Here is a 25,001-nt window from a genome sequence, read left to right as displayed (position 1 = left end):
GTTACAGATGCGCCTCCTACGAAGTAGACAGCGGCACCACGACCCTGGGCGCGCCTGCGAGCACGCCCGTTTGCCAAAGATATTCGGCGATCGCTCCGGCGAACTGCGGGGGCAGGAATTCGAGATGCTCGCGGGTCACTATCCCCGTCCAGGCAGCGTCACCGAGCGCGATGACATCGGCGGGATCCACCACATTGGGTACAAGTTCACCGGTGTCGAGGTCTTCGCCGATCCATTCAGAGCACAGCGCTCCCGTCTCCAGCTCGCTGGCGAACTTCTCGGCGTCCACGGCACTCTGCAGGGCCATGAACAGGCCATCGTCCGCATCGGAATCGTCAGCGCGATCGCCGACTATCGTGCGATCGAGGGGAGTCCGGTCCCACTGCTGACCATCCCACCAGCGCACGAACGTGATCACAGGGTCCGACAATCGCGGATGGCTCACTGTCCGATCGATGCCTCGAACCCATCCGGGTGCGGCTGACCACGGATCGTAATCGGTGTCATACAGATCGGTGGACTCGTCGCCCCCGAACAGCAGAGCGCGCTCATCGGTCAGGCGAACCAGGACGTACCAATTTCCTGAACCGTCTTCTTCGGCCAGGCGGCCATCGTTCACGCGGACATACTCGTCCAGCTCCCGCAGCGCCCCTTGTACGTCACTGACATCAGCGATATTCAATGACGTCAGACTGACGGCAATCGTTCTCGCCCAAATCAGTTCGGGGTTAGGCAGCTCACATTCCATGATCTGCAACGTACTTGCCGTCGCCGACACCAACGCCCGGGGAATCTTCCGCCCTCCGGTTACCAAGCCCATGGGTCGGTCGTCGGCATGACGGCCTTCGTGCAGCGGTCTTTCAGGCCGGCCGATCTGGACGCCATCGCCGACGAACTCAACGGACGCCCTCGACAAACCCTCGGATTCCGCACACCATCAGAAGCACTCGAAGACGTGTTGCGATGACTGCCTGAGCCCGCACCGATTATCGAGTGGTGGCCGTCGAACGGACATTGATACAGTGCGAGCCTTCCCACGAAGGGACGAATATGCCCGTGGTGCGGCGGTTCTGGATCGAATTCGATCGGGACCGCGAACCGGCTTGGCCCGGACCTTACGTCGGTGTGACCGGCTACGGTGAGCAGGACTGTCTGGCTATGGTGGCCGATCTGCTCCCCGACGGCGAGGAATTACGCCCGGTGCGCCGCATCACGCCGGATATCGTTGTGGACGAGAACCTTCCGGTGAACATACGCGCTCTCGGAGTCCCGGTGTGGCGCGGCGTCTGGTATCCGCCCAGCAACCTCCGGACCGGGCCGACGTGGCGTCCCCGCGGCGTCGGCCGAAATCCTGCCGCACCCGCCTCCGGCCCGAAACGCCGCACGGATTCACCCACACAGCCGGGGGCTGCCATGCGCCCCGACCCACTGCCGGAGTGGTGGGACGAAATCCCGCATGTCGACAGTCTGCTGTGGCCGGTCGGCATGTTGCCCTACACCTATCTGGGTGATCAGATGTGGCGGTACGCACCAGAACTGCGCCGCGCCATCGTCGAGGAGCCGAGCTATGGGGACATGGTGCGCGAAGCCCTCGACTACGTGATCGCCCGACGTCTGACACCGAATGATTGGTTCGACCCGAACACGACCACGCTCCTCGATCAACAGCATCAGAACGAATATCTGCAAACCTTCCGCGACTACTTGTTCGGACACCACCCGGATCCGATCTACCCTCCCCGCAAACGACTTGCACCCGACGCAGACACCACACCGTTCGACGAATGAGCGCGGGCCATGAGCAACCCGTAATGCCGCGTGGCGCGGTGAGCGAAGCGGTCATGAGGCGGTGGCGGGGTGTCAGACCGCTGCTGTGACGCCGGTGACCCCTCCGCGATGATGGGCGAATGGAGCTTCTGGGATATGTCATGGACGCCGGCGTGCGAGCGGAGTTGTACGACGCGACCGAACTCACTGCGAACCCGGCATTCTGGTCCTATCACCTGTGTGGCACGGTCAACGACGCCGACCAATTCTTCGGGGTATCCGACCACGAGTTCCTGCACATGCGGGATCGCCTGACCGATACCGCGCGCTGGCCGGTGCTGCCGATACCGCTGGCGGACGGGCACGAGATGTTCATCGTGTACGAGAACTACGAGCTGACGCCGGGTACCGACTACGAGTACGAAACCAGCTACCTCCTGCGGCTCGCTGATTCACCGGACCTGTTGGCGCTCAGTACAACTGACATGCACGGCTCCTACGCGGGCATACGCTGGCCGGAACTCGCCGCAGCGGCGGCGCCGGCCGACACCGGTGGGATCCAGCGCACCGCCGCCCGACTCCTGAGCCTCCTCCCGATCCTCGGCGATGCGGCGCTCCCGCTGCCGGAGGCTACCGAGGTGCTCGCGAAGGCGCTGCGCGCGGTAGGTGCGACCGACCCGGCACGCCAGGCGACAGCCCTGCTCACCGACCGCGAATTCTGCGGCGACGAGTCCTGGTCCGTCGACGCCGCCGGGGTCTGGACCTGCGACGAGCCATCCAGCCGACGGCACGCTGCCAATCGCGCCCCAGGGGAGCTGGCCGCGATCAGCCACGCACTCCTGTCGGCGGTGTAGCCGTCGGCGGGCCGACTGGCTCCTCGCGACGGCTGCCCCGTGCCCCGGGGTCAACATCCGCACCTGCCGCTGGTCGTGCGGATCACCAAGCTGCGCCATAGTTCTGCCGGATGCTATGAGCTCTGTGGCGGGCTGTTGCGCGGTAATGGTCCGGCACAGTCCAACGATCATGCGGACGAACGCATCCATCAAGGGAGATCAATGGCTATCGGAGCTGCCACGCTGAGGGAGCATCTCGTTGCACTGCGCTGGCAGGTTGCCCGCATGATTGCCGCGGTCACGTTGATCCTCGCCGCGCTCATGGTCTTCGTGCTGAGGTCGGACCCGCCCGTAGGTGAAGTGCCAGCGGCACCTCTGCCTCCGATCACCGCTCCGTTGGTGCCGGCACCTCACGAGCCGACCTCCCCACCGCTTCGCGATTGACCGAGCACCTCGCATTCGTTGGTCGCACTGACCGAACCCGCTGGCGCCGCCGGTTCGATGAGGCACGAGCCGAGGCGGTGCGGCAGAACACACCAAATTGCCGAGTTGCGGGCGACCCCTACCTATCGTGCACTGTCGGCCCTTAAATGGCGGTTTCCGCCAGATCTCCGGTGATAGTGCACGATAATTCGCCGCTGAGAGCGGCGCCGCCCTTCAATTCCGCACACCATCAGAAGAACTCGATGAGGTGTTGCGATCACCACCTGAGCCCGCACCGCTGATCGCGCTGTCTGAAACGGCCAGCGTGGAGTGGTCGAAGGCTGAGTCGGGTCAACCTTCGAATGGGTCAGTCCCGTGGCCGGTGCAGGGTCGGACCGATCGGAGTGGTTGGTACCAACGGGGAGGTAGCGACAGGTAGCGAGATGGCCGGTACATCCTGCCTCGCAGCGGGATTCGACTGGAGCGGGAGGACTATCGTCGCTGGCAGAACCAGCACCACTTCCCACATCGAATCGGCGAGCGTCGCGGACTCCTCCGCACCTACCGAATGGATGGTTTCGTGTCGGAGGCTCGCGATACTGTGCGAGCGGCTGGCGCTGTGCCAGTCGACTGAACGCAAGACCGGAACCGGGGGAACGGCAATGGGATACGGGATTATGGCCTATGCGGTAGAGATCGAGGTTCTACGTGCGCCGTCCACGTTCGCGGCCGAACCGCAGGAGTTCTTCGACTGGATGGTTCAGGTCCATCGATCCAGCCTCGAGTCCGAGGACCGTCGTACCGCCCTGGAGGAGCTGTTCTTCTCGCGACCGGCTACTGGCAGCGAAGGATTCGAGTACGGCTATGCGCTGAAAATCCTGTGCGAGCGGTTCGGCGGCAGTTTGAACAACGGGCACTGGTACCCGGTCGGATCGAGAGGACTCGATATGATCGGAGAGGCCCTCGCCGGGCTGGGTGTGCAGTTCGATCCCAACGACCTGGCGTACTCCGGATCCCCGGTCCAACTGCCACAGATCGACGACTTCCCGGCAATCGGGCATCTCACCCGCGCGGAGATGGTGCCGCTCGCAAAGGCACTCGAAGACGTCGATCTGTCGACTGTCGAGGACCGCGGCGTCGCCCGAGCCATTGCGGAACTGCGTGAGTGGTGCCTGTTCTGCACGGAGAACGGTTTGGATCTGGTCAGCTTCTATCACTGACCTGCGCGGGCAAATTCGCAGGTGTTGCGCGTACCGGTCCCAGTTACACCGGTACGCGCAACGATGATCGTCGTAGCCCGCCACTGGCGTTCGCAGTCACGTAATGACTGTTCAAGGGGTGGTCGGTATTCGACTACCAGTACTCGACCCCTCACAACCCCAGTTTCGTAACCGCGTTGTCCTCCAACGGATTCGCCGTCCGGATGTACCCGTGCACCGTGCGCGGGTTGGACCAGCGCCCCTGGCGCATGATCTCGCGGTCGCTCGCGCCGCCCAGCGCGGCCTGGGTCGCGAAGCCCGCGCGCAGGGAGTGGCCGGAGAACAGGGCGGGGTCCAGGCCCGCGCGGGCCGCGTAGCGTTTCACCAGTTCCGCCACCGCGCGGCCGGACATCGCGGTGGGGGCGAGGCCGCCGTGGCGGGTGATCGTGGGGAACAGGGGGAGGGACGGATCGGTCAGGGTGGTGCCGGTGAAGCCGTGGCAGCGGTGGATGTGGGCGGGGGCGGGCTCGGTGGACGCGAGCCAGGCCGCGAGGGTTTCGGGGTTGGCCGAATGTGCCTCGCGCAGGCGAATCCAGTCGGCGAAGGCACAGACGGGGCAGGTGTGCGGATGTTTGCCGCGGGGCAGCACCACACGCTGTTCGTGAATGCCGGTGGGATCTGTTTTGGTGGTGGGCAACTGGATGAGGAGCAGCGGTTCGCCGCTCGTGTGGTCGGTGACCACCCGGACATCCGCGATGCGCAGGCCCGCCAGCTCGCTGCGGCGCAGCGCGCCCGCGAAACCGGCGAGCAGCAGCAGGGTGTCACGGCGGCGGGCCGGTTCGGTCGGCCACCCGGGCGCGGGGAGCTCGCCCAGCAGCTGATCGAGCGTGTGCAGCAGGACCGGCCGTTTGCGCTTGGGCTGGGTGCGGCGGGTTCGGCGAATACCGCGCAGGGTCAGGCGCACCACGTCCGCGCGAGTGGGCGAGGGCAGCCCGTTCGCCGCGTGCACCGCCGCCAAAGCGGCGGCCTTGCGTTCGAGAGTGGCCGCGCTGAAAGCCCATTCACCGTTCTCGCGACGGGCGTCGGCGGCAGCGGCCAGATAAACCGCCACGTCCAGGGGATCCGCGGGCAGCGCCTGCCGGCCCTCGGTCACGCACCAGCCCGCCCACGCGATCCAATCCGTGCGATAGGCCCGCACGGTGTTGGCCGACTGCGAAGCCTCCAGGTAGCGCCGCAGCGCCCCGGCCTGCTCGGCGTCGAACCGCTCGCGCACCAACCGCAGTGCGGCGGAATCGACCAGGACACTGCGCACCCCGCGCCGCAGCTCGGTACGCACCGCGTCCGGCACCGCGATCACCGGATCGGCCTCGAACGGCACGACGGCCTGCGACTCCCTCTCACCGGTCATGGCCCCGACCCTACGGCACCGGCGCGGGCGAACTCGCGCACTGCCGCATCGGATTCCGGGTGATCTCACCCGTTCCGATGAGAGGATGGGAGGCTCGATTCTCGAGAAGGACACCCGTCATGACCGGTCCCACACTCTCGTCCGAATACGGTTCGCCCGACGCCCTGCGCGTGCGCATGGCCACGCACGACAACTACAGCGAACGGCGCGAGGATCCCACCGCCGCGGTGCTGAAAGCGCTGCGCCTCAACGGAGAAGAGACGCTCGCCGACATCGGCTGCGGCGACGGCCGCTTCCTGGCCCACCTGCTCGAGCGCGGACATCGCGGTCGCATCGTCGGACTCGACACCTCACCCGGCATGGTCGCGACGGTGAGCCGGATTCCCGGGGCCGCGGCGATCGTCGGCGACGCCGAGCAATTGCCCTTCGCCACAGCGGAATTCGACCGCACCACCGCTCGCCACATGCTCTACCACGTCCCCGACCCGCTGCGCGCGCTGCACGAATTCCGGCGCATCACCAAACCCGGCGGGGCGGTGGTCGTGGCGATCAACCTCACCGAGAGCTACGCCCGCACCCAGGCGGTCATCCTCGAACGCGCCCGCGCCTACGGCCTCGCCCCCATCGGCGAACTGGCCTTCACCGTGGGCCCCCGCACCCTGCCCGGACTGCTGCGACAGGTCTTCCCCTACACCCGCATCGAGCGCTTCGACGACGCGCTCGTCTTCGACACCCCGGCCCCGCTCATCGATTTCGCCGAGGCGATGTTCTCCTTCTGCGGCATCGCCGCGGACAGCCCGCATCGCGCCGCCATCCTCGAGCAGATCACCGAGGACTTCGAGGCCTGGTTCGCCGCCAATCCCGGGCAGCGGTGGCGCGATCCCAAGGGATTCCTGATCGCCACCGCCCCCGTCCCCGGCTGATCCGGATCAGTCCTGCACCCGCAGCGCCTGCCGAATGGTCAACCGCCCCTGCGTCTGCATGAGCGACCGGCGATACACCTTCTCCGCGGTCACCACGATCCCGTAGGTCGCGATCACCATGATCGCCAGCGCGACAATGGGTTCCCACCAGGTCGCGGACCCCTCGGCCAGGCGCGCGGGCATGGCCACGATCGAGATGATCGGCACGTACGACGCGATCACGCGCCCGGTCCCGGTGATCAGCAACCCGCCCAGCAGCACGATGATGATCAACATCGACAGCGGCGTGGAGGTGGCTTGCAGATCCTCGCTGCGCGTGGCCAGCGCCCCCGCGACCGCCCACATGCTCGCCAGCGCCAGGAACCCGACCACGAAGAACACCAGGAACCAGCCCGCCGCCCCGCCGATCTGACCGACCTGCCCACCCTTGCCGGTGGCCGCCAGCCCGATCAACCCGGCCGCGGCGAACATGACCAGCTGCCCGAGCGCCATCACGGTGTTGCCGACCACCTTGCCGATCAGCAACTGCCGCAGCGGAATCGCACTGGCCAGAATCTCCACGATCCGGTTCTGTTTCTCCTCGACCACGCTCTGCGCGATCGCCAGGCCGAACATGATCGAGGCCAGGTAGAACACGAACGCGAACACCAGCGTGACGATCTTCGCGAGACCGGGATCGATCGCGCCCGGTTCGAGCACGTCGTAGTCCACCGCCCCGCCGCGCGAGAGCTGCTCGACCGAGGTCCCCGCGGCGGCCGCGTTGCGCTGCACCGCGAGCTGCCCGGCGGCCGCGGTGAGATAGGTGGCGGCGTTCTCGTTCTCGGCCGCCTTGCCGTACAGCTTCCAGCCGTTCGTGTCCGGGCCCAGCCCGACATCGGCGGACTCGTCGCGCACCTGCGCGGTCACCGCGTCGAGGTCGGGCACGGTGTGCGCGACGAACGACACCTTCTCGTCCGCAGCGGTGGCGAGCTGATTCGCCAGCGTGACGATCTGCGTCGCGTCCGCACCGGTCACGGCCACGTCGAGCGTTTCGGTGCGATTGCTCGCGAACCCGCTGACCACCAGCGACCCGACGATGAGCAGCGTGGTGACAATGGTGGAGATCAGGAAATTGCGGTCGTGCAGCTTCACCGAGATCTCGCGCGCGGCGACTATGCGCCAGATACCCGACGGCGCGGCGCTGTCCCGTTTCGAGTCTTCGATACTCATGCGGTCACCTCGCGATAGATTTCCGACACCGACGGCCGCACCTCGGCCAACTCCCGCACCGAGCCGCGACCCAGCGCCGCGGTGAGCAGCGCATCGGTACTCGCCCCGGTCAGCTCGAACAGCACGCTCGAACCGGTCTGCTCGATCACCCGGATCCCCTCGAACGCGCGGACCCAGTCCGCATCCGCGTCCAGGACGAGTCGATAGCGCAGCGGACCCGCGCCCCGCAGCTGCGCCGCCGAGCCCTGCGCCACCACCCGCCCGCCCGCGAGGATCACCAGCTGATCGCACAGTCGCTCGACGAGATCGAGCTGATGCGAGGAGAACAGCACCGGAACGCCCTGCCCGGCATACTCACCCAGCAGCGCGGCCATGGAATCGATGGCGACCGGATCCAGTCCCGAGAACGGCTCGTCCAGAATCAGCGCGACGGGCCGGGTGATCACCGCCGCCGCGATCTGCACACGCTGCTGATTGCCCAGCGACAGCGATTCCAGCTTGTCCTTGGCCCGATCCCCGAGTTCGAAGCGGTCGAGCAGCTCCTGCGCGCGCCGGGTCGCGTCCGCGGCGCTCACTCCGCGCAGCCGCGCGAGATACACCAGCTGGTCTCGCACCGGCTGTTTGGGATAGAGCCCGCGCTCCTCGGGCATGTACCCGAACGACCGCCGGTCCGCGACCGTCACCGGCCGCCCCGCCCAGCGCACCTCCCCGCCGTGGGTCGCCAAGACGCCCATGATCATTCGCATGGTGGTGGTCTTGCCGGCTCCGTTGCCACCGACGAACCCGGTCAGCGCGCCCGGCGGCACCGTGAACGACACGTCGTCCACCGCCACCGCGTCCCCGAAACGCCGCACCAGATGCGCGACTTCCAACATTGGCTCTCCCCACGTCATTGTCAGCGGTACCTGCGGCCACTCTTCCAGGCCGATCTCGGTCGCGCCCCGCATCGGGATGCGCCGCGCGCGTTCCGGACTCGCTGCGCGACCGCGAATCATCCAGCGCACGGCCCGAATTCGCCGAGAAGCCGCCCGGCACGCGATGCGACTGTGCATACACTGCAACCCGTGGGGGCTTATCCGCGCGGAACGGCGGGGGAGTCCGGAGGGTCGTGCCGGTCGAGGCTTGGATGCGACTGACCGATTTGTTCTGGGAAGTGCCGCGACGGAAGGGGTTCCATCCGCGAGATCGGGCGGGACCGAATTCTCATCGACGAGCAAGGAGGGTTGCCGCATGGTGACGGTTATCGGCGGCGGAATCGCCGGAGCGGCGCTGGCCGGGGCATTGGCACTGCGTGGGGAACGGGTGCGGCTGTTCGAGCAGCAGGCTCGCAACAGCGGGGGCGGAGCGTTCCTGTTCATCGATGACCGTGGGCACCGGGCACTCTCGGAACTGGGCGTGCCGGGCGATCTGGTGCGCGCGGGGTCCTATCCGGTGGCAGGCGGGCTCGTCTACGCCAACAGCCTGGGCCGGCGCGGAGCGATCAACGGCCGGGGACACCGCTTCTGGATGCGGGATTCGCTGGTGCAGATCCTGCGCGAGTTCATCGCCGAGGCCGGGGTGGACACCGTCTACGGCGCCCCGATCACCGATGTCACTGTGACAGAGCGCGGTTGCGTGCTCCGCCGCGGCGACGACACGACCGTGCTCGAGGACGAACTCATCGTCGGGGCGGATGGCATCGACTCGGTCGTGCGGGCCGGCCTCGAACCCGAGCGCGGCACCGAATACGCCGGTGATGTCGTGCTGTACGGCATGACCAGCCGCCCGGTCACCTTGAAGACCGACCCCGCGACCCTGCACTTCTTCGCCGAGATCGAGAACGGCAGGCCCGCGAGCACCCTCGGGCACATTTGGCGCCCGGGCGATCCGGCGGCGCTGTGGTTCCTGCGTGTTCCGCGCGAGGCGCTGCCCGGCAGTGACGACCTGGGCCGGCGGCCGATCGAGGAATGGGCCGAGACCATCACCACCGCAACACCTTCCAATCAGGCCCTGATCAGCGCGTTCCTGGAAACCACGGAGTCGGTGCACGTCAGCAACGCGCGCAATGTGCCGCTGACCGGCGCGGCCACCCCCGTCGACCCGGTGGTCCTGATCGGCGACGCCGACCACGCGATCACGCCCGCCGCCGGTGTCGGCGCTCGCGACGCCCTCGAAGACGCGCATGCGGTGTACGAAGCCCACCTGTCCGGCGCGTCACCGGCGGCCGCCATGCTCGAACGCCGCCGCCGCATCCTCGAAGACCGCGAACTGGCCCTGCGCACCCGCGCCCGCTAGCCCGACCCCGAGCACCTCGCCGGCCCGCCCGCCGAGCCGAGGTTGCCGCCGAAGGGGCGAGCTGTGCGGACCGGTGGCCCGGACGAGGACGCCGCGCCGTCTCCGGTCTCCGCGCACGATCGCGTGCTTCGACCCGCCGCCGAGCGCTTCGGGCTCAGTCGGGCAGGATCGGGACCGAAACGCCCTCACCGCGGCCGAGCAGCGCCGCGCGGGTGACGGTGCCCGCGCCGAACCGATCGCGCAGCGCGTCCAGGGTCGAGTCGAGGGTTGATTCGGCGCGGGGCTCCAGCGGCAGGGTGAGCTGCACGGTCGCGGCGTGTTCGAGGTTGGTCAGGGACAGTCCGACCAGGGTCAGGCCGCGCTCTCGGATCGTGGGCAGCGCCGCGGCGAGCAGGGTGCGGGCGGCGCCGGCGATGGCCTCGCCGCTGTCGGTGGCCTCGGCGAGGGTGTGCGAGCGGGTCGCGCGGGCGAAATCGTCGAAGCGCAAGCGCAGCACGACCGTTCGGCACACCCGGTCGCCGGCGCGCAGCCGGTGCCCGAGTCGATCGGCCAGGCCGTACAGGTAGGCCTCGATCTCGGCATCGGTGCGGGCCCGGCGGCCCAGGGCGCGCTGTGCGCCGATCGATCGGCGGCGTTTGCCGGTCTCGACCCGGCGTGGGTCGCGGGCCCAGGCCAGGGCGTGCAGATGCCGTCCGGCACCGGGGCCCAGGGCCGCGCTGAGCGGTCCTGGGCCCAGCTCCGCGAGCTGACCGACCCGGGTGATGCCCCGCTCCCGCAGCTCGCGGGCGGTCACCGCCCCGACGCCCCACAGGCGTTCCACCGGCAGCGGATGCAGGAACTCCAGCTCCCGATCCGGCGGAACCTCCAGCAGCCCATACGGTTTGGACACCGCGCTGGCGACCTTGGCCAGAAACTTGGTGCGCGCCACCCCGATCGAGATCGGCAGTCCGACCTCGTCCCGCACCCGCACGCGCAGCCGCCGCGCGATCTCCACGGGCGTGCCCGCGATGCGCCACAGCCCGCTCACATCCAGAAACGCCTCGTCGATGGAGATGCCCTCCACCTCGGGCGTGGTGTCCCGGAAGATCGCGAACACCGCCTTGCTCGCCGCCGAATACGCCGACATGCGCGGCGGCACGACGATGGCGTGCGGACACAGCCGCAGGGCCTGGCGGGCGTTCATGGGCGTGCGCACCCCGAACGCCTTGGCTTCGTAGCTGGCCGCCAGCACCACCCCCGAGCCCACGATCACCGGCCTGCCACGCAGGCGCGGATCGTCGCGCTGCTCCACCGAGGCGTAGAAGGAGTCCAGGTCGGCGTGCAGAATCGCCGCCCGCGCGGGGCGGTCGTTCGCACTGCTCACGGGACCGGACACGAACATATGTTCGCATACACGGGTTGCGGGGTGGTCGCTGAGCGTGTCGCCGACCGTCTCAGTACCCCGCTGCACGGCTCGGACCTGCGCAAACGCCGGCCCGCCCGCGATGATCTCTATCCTTGGGCGAATGAGCCCAGGCGCGATGGTGATGGTCGATCCGAATCTGGACACGGTGACGACGGTCGGACCCGAGGATGATCCGGCCGCCGCCGGTCTCACCCCGGCCGCGATCGAGACGATCTGGGCGGCGGTGCGCGACTGGTACAGCCTCGGCACCACGCCCGCCATCCAGCTGTGCCTGCGCCGCGACGGTCACGTGCTGCTGAACCGCGCCATCGGCCACGGCTGGGGCAACGCGCCCAAGGATGGACCCGACGCCGAGAAGCGGCTCATCACCCCCGACATGCCGTTCTGCGGATTCTCCACGGCGAAGGGCGTTTCGGCGGCGGTGATGTTCATGCTCATCGAGCAGGGGGCGTTCGCCCTGCACGATCCGGTATGCGAGTACATCCCGGAGTTCGCCGCGAAAGGCAAGCAGCGCATCACCATCGCCGATGTGCTCTCGCATTCGGCGGGTGTTCCGTTCATCACTCCGCCGTACCGCGGCACCGAGCTGATCCTGGACGAGGAACTGGCCGTGCGCGGGCTGGCGGATATGAAGCCGAGCTGGAAGCCGGGCCGTTTCCGGGTCTACCATGCGCTCACCAGCGGCCTGATCCAGCGCCTGCTGGTGCGGCGCGCGACCGGCATCGCGATGCGCGATCACCTGCGCACTCAGGTCCTGGAACCGCTCGGGTTCCGCTGGAACAACTTCGGCGTCGATCCGGCTGATGTCGACCAGGTCGTGCCGAGCGTGAAGGTGGGCCCCGGCCCGTCGCGTATCTGGCAGCATCTGGCGGGCCGGGCGCTGGGCGGCGGGCTGTCCGGGCCGGCCAGCGAGGCCGACACCCGCGCTTTCCTCACCGCCGAACTGCCCTCGGGCAATCTGATCACCACGGCCTTCGAGCTCTCGCGGTTCTACGAGATCCTCACGCGCGGAGGAGAACTGGACGGTGTCCGCATCATGAAGCCCGAGACGCTGCGCACCGCGGTGCAGCCCGCGCCGTGGATCCCCGGGGTCGCGGGCCGGGTCTCGGTGGCGGGCTACGAACTCGGGGCGCGCCGCTCCAAGTTCGGCCGCGACACCGGATCCCATTTCGGCCGAAGCGGACTCACCACCCAGTACGGCTGGTCCGATCCGGCTCGCGGAGTATCCGGGGCGATCCTGACCAACGGCAAGGCCCTCGCCGACACCGCCCGGCCGCACCGGGTGGTGTCGTTGATCTCCGGGCTGATCGAACCTCACGCCTGAGTCGGTTCCGGCACGGGGTGGCCGCCCCCTGCCGGGGTGAACGGATAGGTGAGCTGGTCCAGGTAGTCGACCGGGAAGTCCGGTTTGGCGGCCATGCCGAGCTGGTCGGAGGTGAAGACCCGCGCCGGATCGTAGGAGTACGTGCGGAACAGGTGATCCCAGATCAGGGTGAACAGGCCGAAGTTCACGTCCCCGATACCCGCCCATTTGAGGTGATGGAAGCGGTGACCCGCGTTGAGCGCGAGCAGGTATCGGGCCGGTCCCACCCGGTAGTCGGCATTGGAATGCTGCAGCAGCAGTTGCACCGCGGTCGCCAGCGCCAGGGCCGCGGCCACCTGGATCGGCAGGCCGATGAGAACGAGCGGCAGCACCCCGGCGGCCATCTCGACGGTCTGGTGCAGCGGATGCTTCATCAGACCGTTGAGCCCGTAGAACCGGGTGATGCTGTGGTGCACGGCGTGGAAGCGCCAGAGCACGCCGATCTTGTGGCTGGCCAGATGGACGACGGTGATGCCGAAATCCGCGACCAGAATCGCGAACAGCACCTGCACGACGAAAGGCCAACTCGCGGGCCAGAGATCGGGCGCGGGGACGATCGCGCTGAGCAGTGGAATGGCGGCCACGCTCACCAGCAGCAGGGTCTCGTTCACGGCGGCGTGGATGCGGTCGCGGCGACTGTCCGGCTGTTCCCCGTTCCACGATGTCTCGTACGGGATGAGGCGTTCGACGGTGAACGACAGAGCGATCGCCGCCGCCAGCAGAAGCAGCAACCAGTATTTCGGGGCTCCGGCCCCGGCGAGCGCGATGCCCAGGCCGTTGACCCCGAGCAGCATCAGGGGTACGTAGCCGTAGCGCGCGAGGCGTCGGACGAAGGTGCGAGTGTGCATGCGCTCGATACTGGGCCGCGGCCCGCCCGCTCGGCTTGAACGATTCGGCTACAGCGAATGCGTGATGTGCCAGTGCACGTTCCGGCTCAGCGCCGACGGCGCCAGGCCGAAGTTCTCGCGGCAGGTGCGGGTCAGATGCGCGCTGTCGGAGAACCCGGCGGCATGGGCCGCTCTGGTGAGATCGCGGCCGGCGGCGACCTCGGCGATGGCCAGGGTCAGGCGCAGCCACAGCGCGTAGCGGCGCAGCGGGAGCCCGACCTGGGCGCTGAACAGGTGGGTGAGCCGGCTGGTCGAAAGTCCCGCTCGGGCGGCGATGTCCGCGGTGCCGACGGTTCCGCCGGCCACCAGCTCGGGTAGCAGGTCCAGGGCGTGCTGGACGGCGGGGTGACGCGGGGTCGCGGCGGTGTGTTCGCCGTCGGGAGCGAGCGTCTCGAGCACGGCGGAGACGAGCCGGTCGAGCCCGAGTTCGTCGGCGGCGTGCGGGATCAGCGGCGCTCCGCTCGTCCAGCCGAGCGAACGCGCGCGCAGTTGGGCGGCGTGCCCGGCAGCGGATTCGGGGTCGAGGAAGACGACGACACCGTTGTCCGCGCCGCGCTCGATCCGGTGGGAAGCGTCGGCGGGAATCACGAATTGTGTTCCCGTACCGCGACTGTCATCGGCGGCGACGACGGTCATGGCGTCCCGGGCCGCCATGAGCTGTACCGCGTGATGGGCGTGCGTGTCCGTGGGGCCGATCGTTCCGGTGAAGGCGAAGACGCCGGGACGGATCAGGACCGCGCCCTGCCAGCTGGTCGCGGACATGCGAAAACACTAGGGCATGAAGCCGAACGGGCACGCCGCGGGCCGAGTGGTGGATGACCGGTGGATGTGGCACGCCGCGATCGCGTCCGCCTCCGGGGTGGTCGCGCCGATCCGTGCGATCCTCCTCGGTATCGCGGTTTCCGGGCGACGCGCGGGGGCTCGGGGGTCATTAGTACAGAATATTCTGTACTGTCAGGGTATGGCCACCATGGTGCACAGCGACGCGCTGTCCCGATTCGGGTACGCGCTCTCCGATTCCACCCGCGCGCAGATCCTGCTGGCGCTGCGCACTGAACCCGGCTATCCGTCGGAATTGGCCGAGCGCATCGGGGTCACCCGCCAGATCCTGTCCAATCATCTGGCCTGCCTGCGTGGTTGCGGACTGGTGGTGGCCGTGCCGGAAGGCCGGCGCAGCCGCTATGAACTGGCCGATCCGCGCATAGCGCGCGCCCTGGACGACCTGCTGGGCCTGGTGCTGGCCGTGGATCCGGCGTGCTGCCCGGACGCCGAGCGCGAAGGATGCTGCTGATGGGCGAGGCATGCTGCGGGGAGCGCGAGCACCGCCCGGCCGACGATCGCGATCAGCGCCTGTGGCAGGTCCGGGACATGCAACTGGCACTGGTCGCGGGTGCGCTCCTGGTGGCGGGCTTCCTCACGCGCAAGCTGGGCGCCGAGACCCCGGGTGGCATCGTCTATCTCGCGGCAGCCGCCATCGGAGGCCGGACCTTCGTTCCCGGCGCCCTGCGCGGGCTGCGGCACGGGCGGATCGGCGTCGGAACGCTCATGACGATCGCGCTGATCGGCGCGCTCGCCCTGGGCGAATACGCCGAGGCCGCCGCGCTGGCCTTCCTGTTCTCGATCACCGAGGCGCTCGAGGAGCATTCGCTCGCGCGCACCCGGCGTGGTCTGCGGGCGCTGCTCGCGCTGGTGCCCAAGCGGATCACGGTGTTGCGAGCGGGAGTTCAACGGGGGATCGAACCCGCGGAGCTCGTCGTCGGCGACGTCATGGTGGTGCGCGCGGGCGAGCGCGTGGCCAGTGACGGGATCGTGCGCGAGGGGCGCTCGGCCGTGGACACCTCCGCCATCACCGGCGAGTCCATGCCCGTCGAGGCCGGCCCCGGCGATCCGGTGTTCGCCGGTTCGGTCAATGCGAACGGGGTGCTGCTCGTCGCGGCGACCGCGACCGTCGAGGACAACTCGCTCGCCAAGGTCGTGCGCATCGTCGAGGACGCGCAGCGGCGCAAGGGCGTGCGCCAGCGCATCGCCGACCGCGTCGCGCGCCCGCTGGTGCCGGTGATCATGGTGCTGGCCGCCCTGATCGCGGGATGCGGTGCGCTGCTGGGTGATCCGGCGCTCTGGTTCGAACGGGCGCTGGTCGTGCTGGTCGCGGCCGCACCGTGCGCGCTGGCCATCTCCGTGCCGGTGACCGTGGTCGCCGCCGTCGGCGCCGCCACCCGGCTCGGCGTGCTGGTCAAGGGCGGCGCGGCCCTCGAGACACTGGGCGCGGTGCGGGCGGTGGCGATCGACAAGACCGGAACCCTCACCCGCAATCAGCCCGCGGTCACCGATATCGTGCCCGCGATCGATGTGCCCGCCGATCGGATCCTTCGGGTAGCGGCGGCGCTGGAAGCGCGCAGCGAGCACCCGCTCGCGGCCGCCATTCTCGCCGCCGCACCGAATCCCGAACCCGCCGTGGATGTCTCGGCCGTCCCGGGCGCGGGGCTCGCGGGTCGCGTCGACGACAGGCCCGCTCGATTGGGCAGCCCGGGCTGGGTCGATCCGGGGCCACTGCATCCCGAGGTGATCCGCCTGCAGGACGCCGGGGCGACCGTCGCGGTCGTCGAGCACGACGGTGACGTGCTGGGTCTCATCGCAATTCGCGATGAACTCCGTCCCGAGGCCGCCGCGGCCATCGCCGGCCTGCACGCCGCCGGGGTCTCGGTCACCATGCTCACCGGCGACAACCGCCGCACCGCGCGGGCGCTCGCGGACCTCGCCGGCATCACCGAGGTGCACGCCGAACTGCGGCCCGCCGACAAGGCCGAGCTCGTCACCCGGCTCCGGGCCGAGCGGCGCGGCGCGGTCGCCATGGTCGGCGACGGCATCAACGACGCACCCGCACTCGCCACGGCCGACGTCGGTATCGCCATGGGCGCCATGGGAACCGACGTCGCCATGGAAACCGCGGACGTGGCCCTGCTCGGAACCGACCTGCGCCACCTCCCGCAGGCCCTGGCCCACGCGCGCCACGCCCGCACGATCATGCTCCAGAACATCGGGCTGTCCGCCGCCATCGTGCTGTCGCTCGTTCCGCTCGCCGCGCTGGGCATCCTCGGGCTGGCCACGGTCGTGCTCATCCACGAGATCGCCGAGGTCTTCGTCATCGCCAACGCGTTCCGAGCGGGGCGACTGCGGCCGCTCGCGGACGGGCGGCCCGGCTCGGCTCCGCAGACCGTTGCGTCCCAGCCGATTCCGTCCGTCCCCGCCGCGGAGGGGTGCGCCTGCTGCCCGACGGACGCCCCGAACCCGGCCGATGCGCCCACCGTATCGGCACCGGCCGCGCTGACCCTCACCATCCGCGAACGCTGACACCGTTCAGAACCCGCCATAGGGGCTGAGCTGCGGAATCCGACAGCGAAACGCCGTCGGAACTAGATCGGTTCGTATCGTCCGGATGTCATCCTGGATCGATGAAGCTCCAGGTGGAGCAGGACAGCGGGCCGTTCTACGACGGGGGCAGGGCCCCGGCCGAGGCGGCGGCCGACGCGGTCGCTCCCGATGCGGTAGTGGTGAACATGCCCCCGGCGAACGAACCCCCGGCGCCGCCGCCCGGACCACCCGGGCCGGTGACGCCAGAGGGCGGCGGACCGGACGATCCCGGCAAAGAGCCCGAACCCGATCTCACGATCGTGCTGGATCGGCGGTTCAACAACGAGACCCGGCGCGAGGAGTTCCGGCTACTGCGGCGGATCGGATACAACGACGACGCGCCGGGAATCGGTGTCGGCACCATTCTGGTGCCCGCCGACCTGGCGAACTGGACCACCGACCTCACGTCGGTGCCTGCCTTCCTGACGTGGCTGGTTCCCAAGACCGGCGCGCATCTACCCGCGGCGATCCTGCACGACGGTCTGGTGCTGAACGGGGACGAACCGGCGAGCTACATCGCCGAACGAGAGATCTTCCGCGACGAGGCGGACCGGATCTTCCGTGATGCCATGGCCAAGACCGGAACCGGGCTCATCCGGCGCTGGATGGTGTGGTCGGCGGTCACCGCCGCGACGATGCACCATGCGCGCCAGGTGGATTGGAGCCCACTGCAGAAACTGCACTACCGCGCCGCGCTCTACGGCACGCTGCTCGTCATCGTGCTGCTCGGACTGTGGTCGACCCTCGACCTGTTCGACACCCCGGGCATCCCCGGCGTCCCGTGGATCGGCGAGGAACCGCTGCGGGCGGTCGTCGGCGGGCTCGCGGGCGCGATCGTCATCCCGTTGATCCTGGGTACCACGTGGGGCAAATTCCGCATCGCGGGCTGGATCATCGGGCCGCTGGTAGCGCTGATCATTCCGGCGGTGCTGCCGATCCTGCTGATCGGTGGCCTGTACGTCGCCGTGGAGCGCCTGCAACGCTGGCGGCCGTGGCTCGCGCAGGCGCTGGCGGTACTGCTGGTGACGACCGCGTTCTGCCTGTTCGTACTGTCCTGGTGGCAGGCCTGAACCGTGCCGGGTGTCCCGCCGGCCAGGGCGGGGCTGTTCGGAGAAGGTCCAGGCTCGGTGCCCCGGAATCTAGGGCGGACACTAGATTTGCGCGACTATTGCGAGAATTCGCAAACGCGTGAATCGCAGAACTCGGCGCGAGTCGTTTCGAATCGAAATCCGCCGCCGTGCAGACTCTGTCGTGCCATGGCGGCCGCACCCGGACAACCCCTGCCCGGGTGCGGACGCCATTGGCGGCCAACGGGGGTCGGTCGACCGGCTCAGCGCCCGCGGGCCTCGGTGCAGGCGAGCCGGGCCAGGCCATTGTGATACCCGGTGTCGTAGCCCTCGCTGAACCCGTACGGATAATCACCGACCCCGGCCGGCGCCACCGGGACGGGCGGATCGCTCTCCGGGTTGTGGAGCATCGCTTGCTTGAAACCTTGCCGGTAGCCGCTTCGATACCCTCTGGTGTAGGCGGGCGTTTGCATCTGAGGACTCCTCGATTCCGCACTGTGGATCGTTGAGGATGCGCGAAGAATGCGTGGTACCAAGTGGTTTCGTGTTCGATGTGCGACGGGCTCGCTGGTCGCTCCGTCGTCGATTTCTCCGCACACCATCGTGGTGGTGAAAACTCACCATCGGCGCCACCCCGCGGTACCAGCCCGGCTCGGCAGCAACCCACTGAATCACGGCCAACCTCTGCCGCGTGGAGAGCGAATGCGGCGATCCCGATTCTTCCACTCGGGTACAGCGACCATCCGGCATTCGGCGCAACGCGCGAAGTAGTTCCGGAATATCCGGTTCGAGATGAACTGCGGCCCAGCGGGAACGGCCGCGGTAGTGGCCCCCGGTCCGGCATCGCCGGAGTCGGAGGCCACCGCGACAGCAAGCAGGCGGCCTATTCCATTGCCCGCTGGATATTTCCACGCTGACGATTTCAAACGGTAGCAGTGGATTTGCGCTCGCGTGGGGCGGGCGCTCGGTTTCTGTCAGAGCTCAAAATCGCCCCGGGGGCGGTTGTCACCGGTGACAAACCGGACAGCGGGAATGATCGAATATTCGGTGGACCGGCGCGGGTCGAATCCGGATGATCGTCGGAATGACTTCCACACCCCAGGAACGGCTTCGGCTGGTCGGTCGCGAAGAGGCGACGCCCGCGGCGATGTCGTGGGTGATGAGCCTGGACGACTCGGACTCGCCGCGCGACATCATCGACGCGCTCGGGCTCGCGCCCTTCGTGAGCGGTGAACACCCCCATGCCCTGTCCGCCGAACTCGAGCGGGTCAAGCCCGATGCCGCGCTCTGCCCGGAGGACGCGCGGATCCTGCGCACCAGTGACGACGAAAGCACCAAAACCGTCCTCGCCGCCGGTGAGGGCTGGATGCTGCGGGTGCTGCGGCGGACCAACGGCACCGCCATGCTGCACGTCAGCGCCGTGACCGAGGAACTCGCCCGCACCGTGATCGAGGTGTGCTCCAAGGACGCCACCGTGGCCGAGGAAGCCGATGACACGCAGGTGTCCATGGGGTTCTGGCACAGTGGCGCACACGGTTTCAGCCGCCGCGAACGCACCATCGGCGCGGCCACGTGGCCCGAGATCGAGCAGAACTACAGCGGTGACATCAGCGCGGCCCTGGGCCGGTTGATGGCCCTGCGCGCCGAGGACGTCAGCGGCCGGTTGCTGCTGCTGCACGGGCCGCCCGGCACCGGCAAGACCTCGGCCCTGCGGGCGCTGGCCCGGGAGTGGGCGCAGTGGTGTCAGGTCGACTGCGTGCTCGATCCCGAGGTGCTGTTCTCGAATCCGGGTTACCTCATGGAGGTCGCGATCGGAGTCGACACCTACGACGACAGCAAGCGGAAATGGCGGCTGCTGGTGCTGGAGGACTGCGACGAGCTGATTCGCGGCTCGGCGAAAGAGTCCACCGGACAGGGGCTTTCGCGCCTGCTCAACCTCACCGACGGCATGCTGGGACAGGGCCGGGACGTGCTGGTGGCCATCACCACCAACGAGAACCTGTCCCGCCTGCATCCGGCCGTGGTGCGACCGGGTCGCTGCCTGGCGCAGCTCGAGGTCGGGCGGCTCTCGCCCGCGGAGGCGACCGCCTGGCTGGATCGCGAACTCGGTGACCGCCCGAAGCCGGCGGTGGAGGCGGGCGGAATGACTTTGGCCGAGTTGATCGAAGCGCGTGATCACCCCACCCGGATTCAGGCCGCGCCGGCGGATACCACCGCGGTGGGCAGCTACCTGTGACCGGTCCGGGGCGTCGCCCGCACGGAGGCGCCCTGGGTCGATCGGTCGATTCCGGTTGCGCCGGAGTCGCTTTCGGCGACATGCCGGTCTACCGGATCGCTCGTTCGACCAGCAGCAGGGTGCCCATGACACCCGCCGCGGCGACTATCGGGTAGAAGCCCTGTGACCTGCAGTAATCGTAGGTCGACGCGGCGATGATCATCGCCAGGGCCAGGAACAGGAAACGCATCTTCACGCTGCTCGCCCCCTAGATGGAATCTCAGGGTACGTAGCACGGAACATCAACTGCCACAGCGGGACTGGCCAGTGGCAGTGTTCGGCTGGTGAAGTGTCAGGGCAGGGGCGGTACGCGTACGGAATCGGTCAAACAGGGCAGTGTGCGGGTCATGGCGCGACGCCGGGCAGAGCCCGCCGCAGCGGCTCCGCCTGCCCGCGCAACCCGCACCGACTTACCAGCCCGAAACAGTGCGCGCAGAAGCCGTTTCGACGCCCAGGGACAGTTCGCGGGGACCGGTACGACGTGCTCGAGACGCTGTCGCGGATAGCCGCGCGCAACCGAGTACCTGGGCCACCGCTCGACGGCGGATGACCTGCTTTCCGCACATGCGCCGGGGCCTGCACGGTGGCCGGTGCGCAATGGACGGCGCGCACCGGCGCGGGTTCAGTCCTTCGGGCCGAGTTCCACCACCGTGCCGGGGTGGGCCAGGGACGCGACGGTGATGCGGCCGCCCTTGGATCGGTCGATGATCTGGCCCTGCCAGGCCACGAAGCAGGAGGCGATCTCGCTGTTGTAGGCCCGATCCAGAATCGGGGCCAGGGTCTTGGCCAGTTCGCCTTCGGCGGCGATGAGCTGGGCGCGGTAGGGGCCGTAGTACGGCAGGATCGCTTCCAGCACAATCGCTTCCACGCCCTGCACCTGGGCGATGATGGGGTCGATGAGCGGTTGGTGCTGGGTGATCACCGGGGAGATCTCGGCCAGCACCGGGCCGACCAGGCGCAGGATCGGCTGGTAGACCGAGCCGAGCGCGAACGCCTCGGAGGAGAAGGGTCCGGCCAGGGGCGCCAGTCCGATGAGCGAGGCCAGTCCGCCCTGCTGTTTCGGTGCGGGCCAGCCCAGCGGGCAGGCGGGCTGGGTGTCGACCGGGGCGGTGGCGAAGGGATTGGCCGCGGCGAGCGGGGTACCCGCGCCCGGGTCGGTGGCCGGCGGCACCGATGCGCCGGGGGCCGAGTTCAACGGAACGGATGCCGCGGGGCCGGCGCCGGGGTTGAGCGGGACGGACGCGGCGGGGCCGCCGCCCGGGTTCAGTGCCACGGTCGCGCCGGGTCCCCCGAGAGCCACACTGGCCGCCGGCCCTTCACCCGGTGGCACAACGGCATTGGGATCTGTGGCCGCGGCGGGCGGGACCGCCGCGGGGGCATCGACACCGGGCGCTGCCGGCGCGGCTGCCACCGGTGCGGCGGGCGCGTTAGCCGCAGTACCCGCATGCTGTCCGGTGGACGTCGAGGCGACCGGCCGCTGGTCGTCATCCAGTACGGTCAGCGCCGTGACGGCGGCCGCGCTGCCGATGACGGTCAGGGCGGCGATGGCGCGGATGGCCGCGGCCACCCCGGGCCGCCTCGTGGTTTCGGCGGTAGTCATCGCCCTGTGCTCCTTGATGTCGTGGTGGGCGAACCCGCCGTCGTGCCGGGTTCGAAGATGCCCTCCAGGTGCCAGACGCCGGTGAAGCCGTTGAACGGCCCGCCGACGATGAGGCTGGTCCACTCGAGGGTGAAGGCTCGGGTTGTCTGGTCGTAGGCGCCGGTGGCAGACGGGCCCTGGGCGGCGTCGGCGCTCGGGCGGTCGAACCAGCGCTGGGCCACCCAGTCCCAGACGCGTTGCACCTGTTCGGCTCCCGCGACCTGGGCACCCTGCTTCTCCGGGGGTTTGGGCGCGCCCTGATTGAATTCCTGATCGTTCCAGGACGCGGCCCAGGCCGAGAGGTCGGCGGTGAGCCTGCCGTTGTCGTTGACCACCGTGGGCGGCGGCACCGGTCGGCGGGTCTGGGGATCCACCGGATTGGTGGAGGTGCCGAACTCCACGGCGAAGAACTTCGTCGGCTTGGTGATCGAGGCCGCGAGCGAATTGCCCTGTGCGAAAGCGGGAACGGGTTCGCTCTGGTAGCCGCCGATCCGCAGCCCGCCCTCGGAGCCCGGTTCCAGCAGGGTGGTGGCACCGCCCTGCGCGGGGGAATCGCCGTTGGGCATGTACGGGCCGTCGGCGGGGGTGCCGCCGGGCTGGACCATGCGGAACCAGGTGCCGGACACCGAGTCGCCGCTGACCGCGCCCGCGGTGAAACGAAGCAGGCCCGTCAGTTGTTCGGGACCAGCGGCGGGTGTGCCCGCATCGTCGCCGCCACAGCCGCTCACCGCGATCGCGGTGACCGCCGCCAGCGCGGCGAGCACGCGTCCGGATCTGCGTCCGAGAACTCTCATGCCGAGGCACCTCCTGTGGAACCGCCTGGGCGGGAATCGATTCGGGACAGTCGCCAGCCCGCGGCCGTGAACGCCAGGGCGAGCGCGCCGGGGATCACGAAGCCCCAGCCGAGAACGCGGAACGCGGTGACGCCCAGCGGGCGGGTCGAATCATCGAGCGCCGCGACGGCGTCGAAGTTCTCGACGTTGTCGTTGAGTACGCCGACCAGGCTCGCGAACCGCGCGGTCATGGGCTGCCAGCGGGTTTCCAGCGCGGTGATGCCCGCGCGTTCCGCCCCGGGGTGCGCGGCGGTGAGCGCGCCGGAGTAGCGGCTGTTCAGTTCGCCGTCCGCGCCGACGATGGTCACGAAGTAGCCCTGCACCGTGCGGACCTGATCGGTGGTCAGGATGGGCCGGAAGTCGTCGATGAGCGGCTGCGCGGCGGGGGCGGCCTGGAACAGTCCGCCGGTGGCGGGCACCAGCAGCAGGCCGAGTCCGGCGAGGGCGGCCACGCCGTACCAGCCGGGTCCGCGCCGGCCGTTCGCCGCGGCGCGCAGGCCGAAGCCGCCCGCCGCGACCAAGGCGAGTCCGGGCAGCGCGAGCAGCCAGGGGAGCGCGCCGAATGATGTTGTGCCCGAGAGCTTGCGGTAGTTCTCCTGATTGGCGTCGATGCGGTCGACCATGCCGGTCAGGTCCGTCTGAATGGCCGGGTAGTCGCGCACGAACTTGTCGATGAGCGGGAACTGGCCGGGCTGTTGCCCGTTCGCCCGGAGCGTGAGCAGGTTCGTGCGGGCGTCGTCGAGCACCCGCAGATCCTCGCGGTAGTCCCGCAGGCTCACCGGATCCATGTGCGGCCGGAACGCCTCGATCATGGCCTCGCCCTTGATCGCTCGCGGAAACATGCCGGTGAGCAAGGGGGCGAGCACGAGCAGGGCGCCGAGGACGATCAGTGCGATGAACGGCCAGCGACTGCCGGCCCGGCGGGGCGCGCTTTCGATATGTGAGACGTAGTCGGCGTAGGCGGGCAGCCCGGTCGACGGTGGTGCTGCGGTCATCGGCGAATCCGGATCCGGGCCAGGCGGCCGGCGCCGAACACGCCGCCGGTGGCGACGACGGCCAGGGCGACCAGACCGGCGATGAGCCACGAATTGCTCTGCTTCGCAGGGAGTTCGGTGACCTGCGCGACGGGGGACGGCGCGGCCTGTGCGGTCTGGGGTGCGGGAATGGCAGGGGCCGTCGCGGCGGGAATGGCGGGTGCGGCCGCCGGAGCCGGGGCTACCGGATCGGTGCCGGGCGCGGCGGCGGCCGGGGGAGCGGCCTGCGGTGCCGCGGGCGCGAGCGGGGCGGCGGCGGGTGCGGCCTGGGGCAGGGCGCCGCGGTACTGCCCGGCCAGATGCCACAGGCCGGTGAAGTTGTTGAACGGCCCGCCGACGATCTGACTGGTCCACTCGATGACGAAATTGCCTGCCGCGTCGATGCTTCCGTTGATCGGGCTGGTCTTGCCGGGCAGGCCGCCGCCGGGCTTGGGCGAACCCTGGTTGAAGACCTGGTTGTTCCAGGTGACGCCGAGGCTGCTCAGGGCACCGGTGAGCCGGCCGCCGTCGCTGAACAGCTGGGGCAGGGCCGCGCCCGTGCCGGTCTGCGGATCGGTGGGGTTGGTGGCGGTGGCGAAGTCGACGCCGTAGAACCGCACGGGCGTGGTGACCCGTCCGGAGACCGCGTTGCCCGCGGGGTCGAACGCCGCGGCGGGCTGGGGCTGGTAGCCGCCGCTGACGAGCCCGCCGTCGCTGCCCGCGGACAGCGGGGTGACCGTCTGGTCGCTGCACCGTGAGTCGCTGTTCTGCAGGTAGGGGCCGTTCGCGTCGCCGGTGGGCAGGATCATGCGGAAGAAGCTGCCGGTCACCGCACCGTTCGCGCACACCCCGGGTGCGAGGGCGAACAAACCGTTGAGCGGTGCGGGATCGGCCTGCGCGGGCGGCGCGGCCAGTACCGTCAGGCCCAGCGCGGCGATGCCCGCAGCAAACCGGTACGAATTGTGACCCATGACGTTTTCCCTCGATCGATGCGGTGCTGGTGTGCTCCAACTTCTCGGACAGCACACACATGGCAACTCGAGTCGAGGAAAAAGTAAGCGTTTGCGGTCAG

23 protein-coding genes are annotated in these 25,001 nt (G+C 69.2%); 10 read left to right on the top strand and 13 right to left on the bottom strand.

The genetic code is table 11. From position 1 onward, the window contains the following. Positions 1-16: 16 nt before the first annotated feature. Positions 17-748, bottom strand: a complete 732-nt coding sequence (locus tag ACFVBH_RS01040) for a hypothetical protein (protein ID WP_378998627.1) — start codon at positions 746-748, stop codon at positions 17-19. A gap of 248 nt (positions 749-996) precedes the next feature. Here ACFVBH_RS01040 and ACFVBH_RS01035 point away from each other — a divergent pair, with 248 nt between their 5' ends. From ACFVBH_RS01035 to ACFVBH_RS01025, 3 genes are all read left to right on the top strand, one after another. Next, positions 997-1,788, top strand: a complete 792-nt coding sequence (locus tag ACFVBH_RS01035; protein WP_378998625.1) for a hypothetical protein — start codon at positions 997-999, stop codon at positions 1,786-1,788. Between the two features lie 119 nt (positions 1,789-1,907). Then, positions 1,908-2,621 (top strand): hypothetical protein, encoded by a 714-nt coding sequence (locus tag ACFVBH_RS01030; RefSeq protein WP_378998623.1) that lies wholly within the window; start codon positions 1,908-1,910, stop codon positions 2,619-2,621. 845 nt (positions 2,622-3,466) lie between these two features. Then, on the top strand, positions 3,467-4,243 hold the full coding sequence (locus ACFVBH_RS01025; RefSeq protein ID WP_378998621.1) for a hypothetical protein: 777 nt from the start codon (positions 3,467-3,469) through the stop codon (positions 4,241-4,243). A gap of 151 nt (positions 4,244-4,394) precedes the next feature. Here the strand turns inward: ACFVBH_RS01025 and ACFVBH_RS01020 are convergent, their stop codons facing one another. Next, positions 4,395-5,630: a site-specific integrase gene (locus ACFVBH_RS01020; protein ID WP_354985641.1), complete on the bottom strand. Its 1,236-nt coding sequence runs from the start codon at positions 5,628-5,630 to the stop codon at positions 4,395-4,397. Positions 5,631-5,749: 119 nt separating this feature from the next. Here ACFVBH_RS01020 and ACFVBH_RS01015 point away from each other — a divergent pair, with 119 nt between their 5' ends. Beyond that, positions 5,750-6,553, top strand: coding sequence for a class I SAM-dependent methyltransferase (locus ACFVBH_RS01015; RefSeq protein WP_378998618.1), 804 nt, complete (start codon positions 5,750-5,752; stop codon positions 6,551-6,553). 6 nt (positions 6,554-6,559) lie between these two features. On the opposite strand, the gene ACFVBH_RS01010 is transcribed toward ACFVBH_RS01015, so the two are convergent. Both ACFVBH_RS01010 and ACFVBH_RS01005 read right to left on the bottom strand, forming a co-directional pair. Then, entirely contained in the window at positions 6,560-7,762 is a 1,203-nt protein-coding gene (locus ACFVBH_RS01010; RefSeq protein ID WP_378998615.1) for an ABC transporter permease, read from the bottom strand. Continuing rightward, on the bottom strand, positions 7,759-8,637 hold the full coding sequence (locus ACFVBH_RS01005) for an ABC transporter ATP-binding protein (RefSeq protein WP_378998613.1): 879 nt from the start codon (positions 8,635-8,637) through the stop codon (positions 7,759-7,761). Before ACFVBH_RS01005 ends, ACFVBH_RS01010 begins: the two co-directional genes overlap by 4 nt. Positions 8,638-8,992: 355 nt before the next feature. Here ACFVBH_RS01005 and ACFVBH_RS01000 point away from each other — a divergent pair, with 355 nt between their 5' ends. Continuing rightward, positions 8,993-10,036, top strand: coding sequence for an FAD-dependent oxidoreductase (locus ACFVBH_RS01000; RefSeq protein ID WP_378998611.1), 1,044 nt, complete (start codon positions 8,993-8,995; stop codon positions 10,034-10,036). A 154-nt stretch (positions 10,037-10,190) separates the two neighbouring features. Here the strand turns inward: ACFVBH_RS01000 and dinB are convergent, their stop codons facing one another. Beyond that, the gene (dinB, locus tag ACFVBH_RS00995; protein WP_378998609.1) at positions 10,191-11,417 is read right to left on the bottom strand and encodes a DNA polymerase IV; all 1,227 of its coding nucleotides are present in this window, start codon (positions 11,415-11,417) and stop codon (positions 10,191-10,193) included. Positions 11,418-11,541: 124 nt separating this feature from the next. On the opposite strand from dinB, the gene ACFVBH_RS00990 reads away from it, so the two are divergent. Beyond that, on the top strand, positions 11,542-12,765 hold the full coding sequence (locus tag ACFVBH_RS00990) for a serine hydrolase (protein ID WP_378998606.1): 1,224 nt from the start codon (positions 11,542-11,544) through the stop codon (positions 12,763-12,765). Here the strand turns inward: ACFVBH_RS00990 and ACFVBH_RS00985 are convergent. Both ACFVBH_RS00985 and ACFVBH_RS00980 read right to left on the bottom strand, forming a co-directional pair. After that, positions 12,756-13,652, bottom strand: coding sequence for a sterol desaturase family protein (locus ACFVBH_RS00985; protein WP_378998604.1), 897 nt, complete (start codon positions 13,650-13,652; stop codon positions 12,756-12,758). The two genes, ACFVBH_RS00990 and ACFVBH_RS00985, sit on opposite strands and share 10 nt — an antisense overlap. Positions 13,653-13,700: 48 nt before the next feature. Further along, entirely contained in the window at positions 13,701-14,453 is a 753-nt protein-coding gene (locus ACFVBH_RS00980; protein WP_378998602.1) for a helix-turn-helix transcriptional regulator, read from the bottom strand. 199 nt (positions 14,454-14,652) lie between these two features. On the opposite strand from ACFVBH_RS00980, the gene ACFVBH_RS00975 reads away from it, so the two are divergent. From ACFVBH_RS00975 to ACFVBH_RS00965, 3 genes are all read left to right on the top strand, one after another. Next, positions 14,653-14,982: a metalloregulator ArsR/SmtB family transcription factor gene (locus tag ACFVBH_RS00975; protein ID WP_354985650.1), complete on the top strand. Its 330-nt coding sequence runs from the start codon at positions 14,653-14,655 to the stop codon at positions 14,980-14,982. After that, a complete protein-coding gene (locus tag ACFVBH_RS00970) occupies positions 14,982-17,042 on the top strand; it encodes a heavy metal translocating P-type ATPase (protein WP_378998599.1) in 2,061 nt (686 codons plus the stop codon). Before ACFVBH_RS00975 ends, ACFVBH_RS00970 begins: the two co-directional genes overlap by 1 nt. 101 nt (positions 17,043-17,143) lie before the next feature. Beyond that, positions 17,144-18,172, top strand: a complete 1,029-nt coding sequence (locus ACFVBH_RS00965) for a DUF1353 domain-containing protein (RefSeq protein ID WP_378998597.1) — start codon at positions 17,144-17,146, stop codon at positions 18,170-18,172. Positions 18,173-18,432: 260 nt separating this feature from the next. On the opposite strand, the gene ACFVBH_RS00960 is transcribed toward ACFVBH_RS00965, so the two are convergent. After that, a complete protein-coding gene (locus ACFVBH_RS00960) occupies positions 18,433-18,579 on the bottom strand; it encodes a hypothetical protein (protein ID WP_354985653.1) in 147 nt (48 codons plus the stop codon). Between the two features lie 674 nt (positions 18,580-19,253). On the opposite strand from ACFVBH_RS00960, the gene ACFVBH_RS00955 reads away from it, so the two are divergent. After that, positions 19,254-20,405 (top strand): DUF5925 domain-containing protein, encoded by a 1,152-nt coding sequence (locus tag ACFVBH_RS00955; RefSeq protein ID WP_378998594.1) that lies wholly within the window; start codon positions 19,254-19,256, stop codon positions 20,403-20,405. Positions 20,406-20,493: 88 nt separating this feature from the next. On the opposite strand, the gene ACFVBH_RS00950 is transcribed toward ACFVBH_RS00955, so the two are convergent. The 5 genes from ACFVBH_RS00950 to ACFVBH_RS00930 form a co-directional block, all read right to left on the bottom strand. Beyond that, positions 20,494-20,640: a hypothetical protein gene (locus ACFVBH_RS00950; RefSeq protein ID WP_354985655.1), complete on the bottom strand. Its 147-nt coding sequence runs from the start codon at positions 20,638-20,640 to the stop codon at positions 20,494-20,496. A 426-nt stretch (positions 20,641-21,066) separates the two neighbouring features. Beyond that, a complete protein-coding gene (locus ACFVBH_RS00945) occupies positions 21,067-22,044 on the bottom strand; it encodes a hypothetical protein (RefSeq protein ID WP_378998592.1) in 978 nt (325 codons plus the stop codon). Beyond that, on the bottom strand, positions 22,041-22,877 hold the full coding sequence (locus ACFVBH_RS00940) for a hypothetical protein (RefSeq protein WP_378998590.1): 837 nt from the start codon (positions 22,875-22,877) through the stop codon (positions 22,041-22,043). Before ACFVBH_RS00940 ends, ACFVBH_RS00945 begins: the two co-directional genes overlap by 4 nt. Beyond that, the gene (locus ACFVBH_RS00935) at positions 22,874-23,911 is read right to left on the bottom strand and encodes a hypothetical protein (RefSeq protein ID WP_378998588.1); all 1,038 of its coding nucleotides are present in this window, start codon (positions 23,909-23,911) and stop codon (positions 22,874-22,876) included. Before ACFVBH_RS00935 ends, ACFVBH_RS00940 begins: the two co-directional genes overlap by 4 nt. Next, on the bottom strand, positions 23,908-24,900 hold the full coding sequence (locus ACFVBH_RS00930; protein ID WP_378998586.1) for a hypothetical protein: 993 nt from the start codon (positions 24,898-24,900) through the stop codon (positions 23,908-23,910). Before ACFVBH_RS00930 ends, ACFVBH_RS00935 begins: the two co-directional genes overlap by 4 nt. Positions 24,901-25,001: the final 101 nt, after the last annotated feature.

The organism is Nocardia sp. NPDC057668, from assembly GCF_042799795.1.
Taxonomy (GTDB): Bacteria; Actinomycetota; Actinomycetes; order Mycobacteriales; family Mycobacteriaceae; genus Nocardia.
This window is presented reverse-complemented; position numbering and strand designations above follow the sequence as displayed.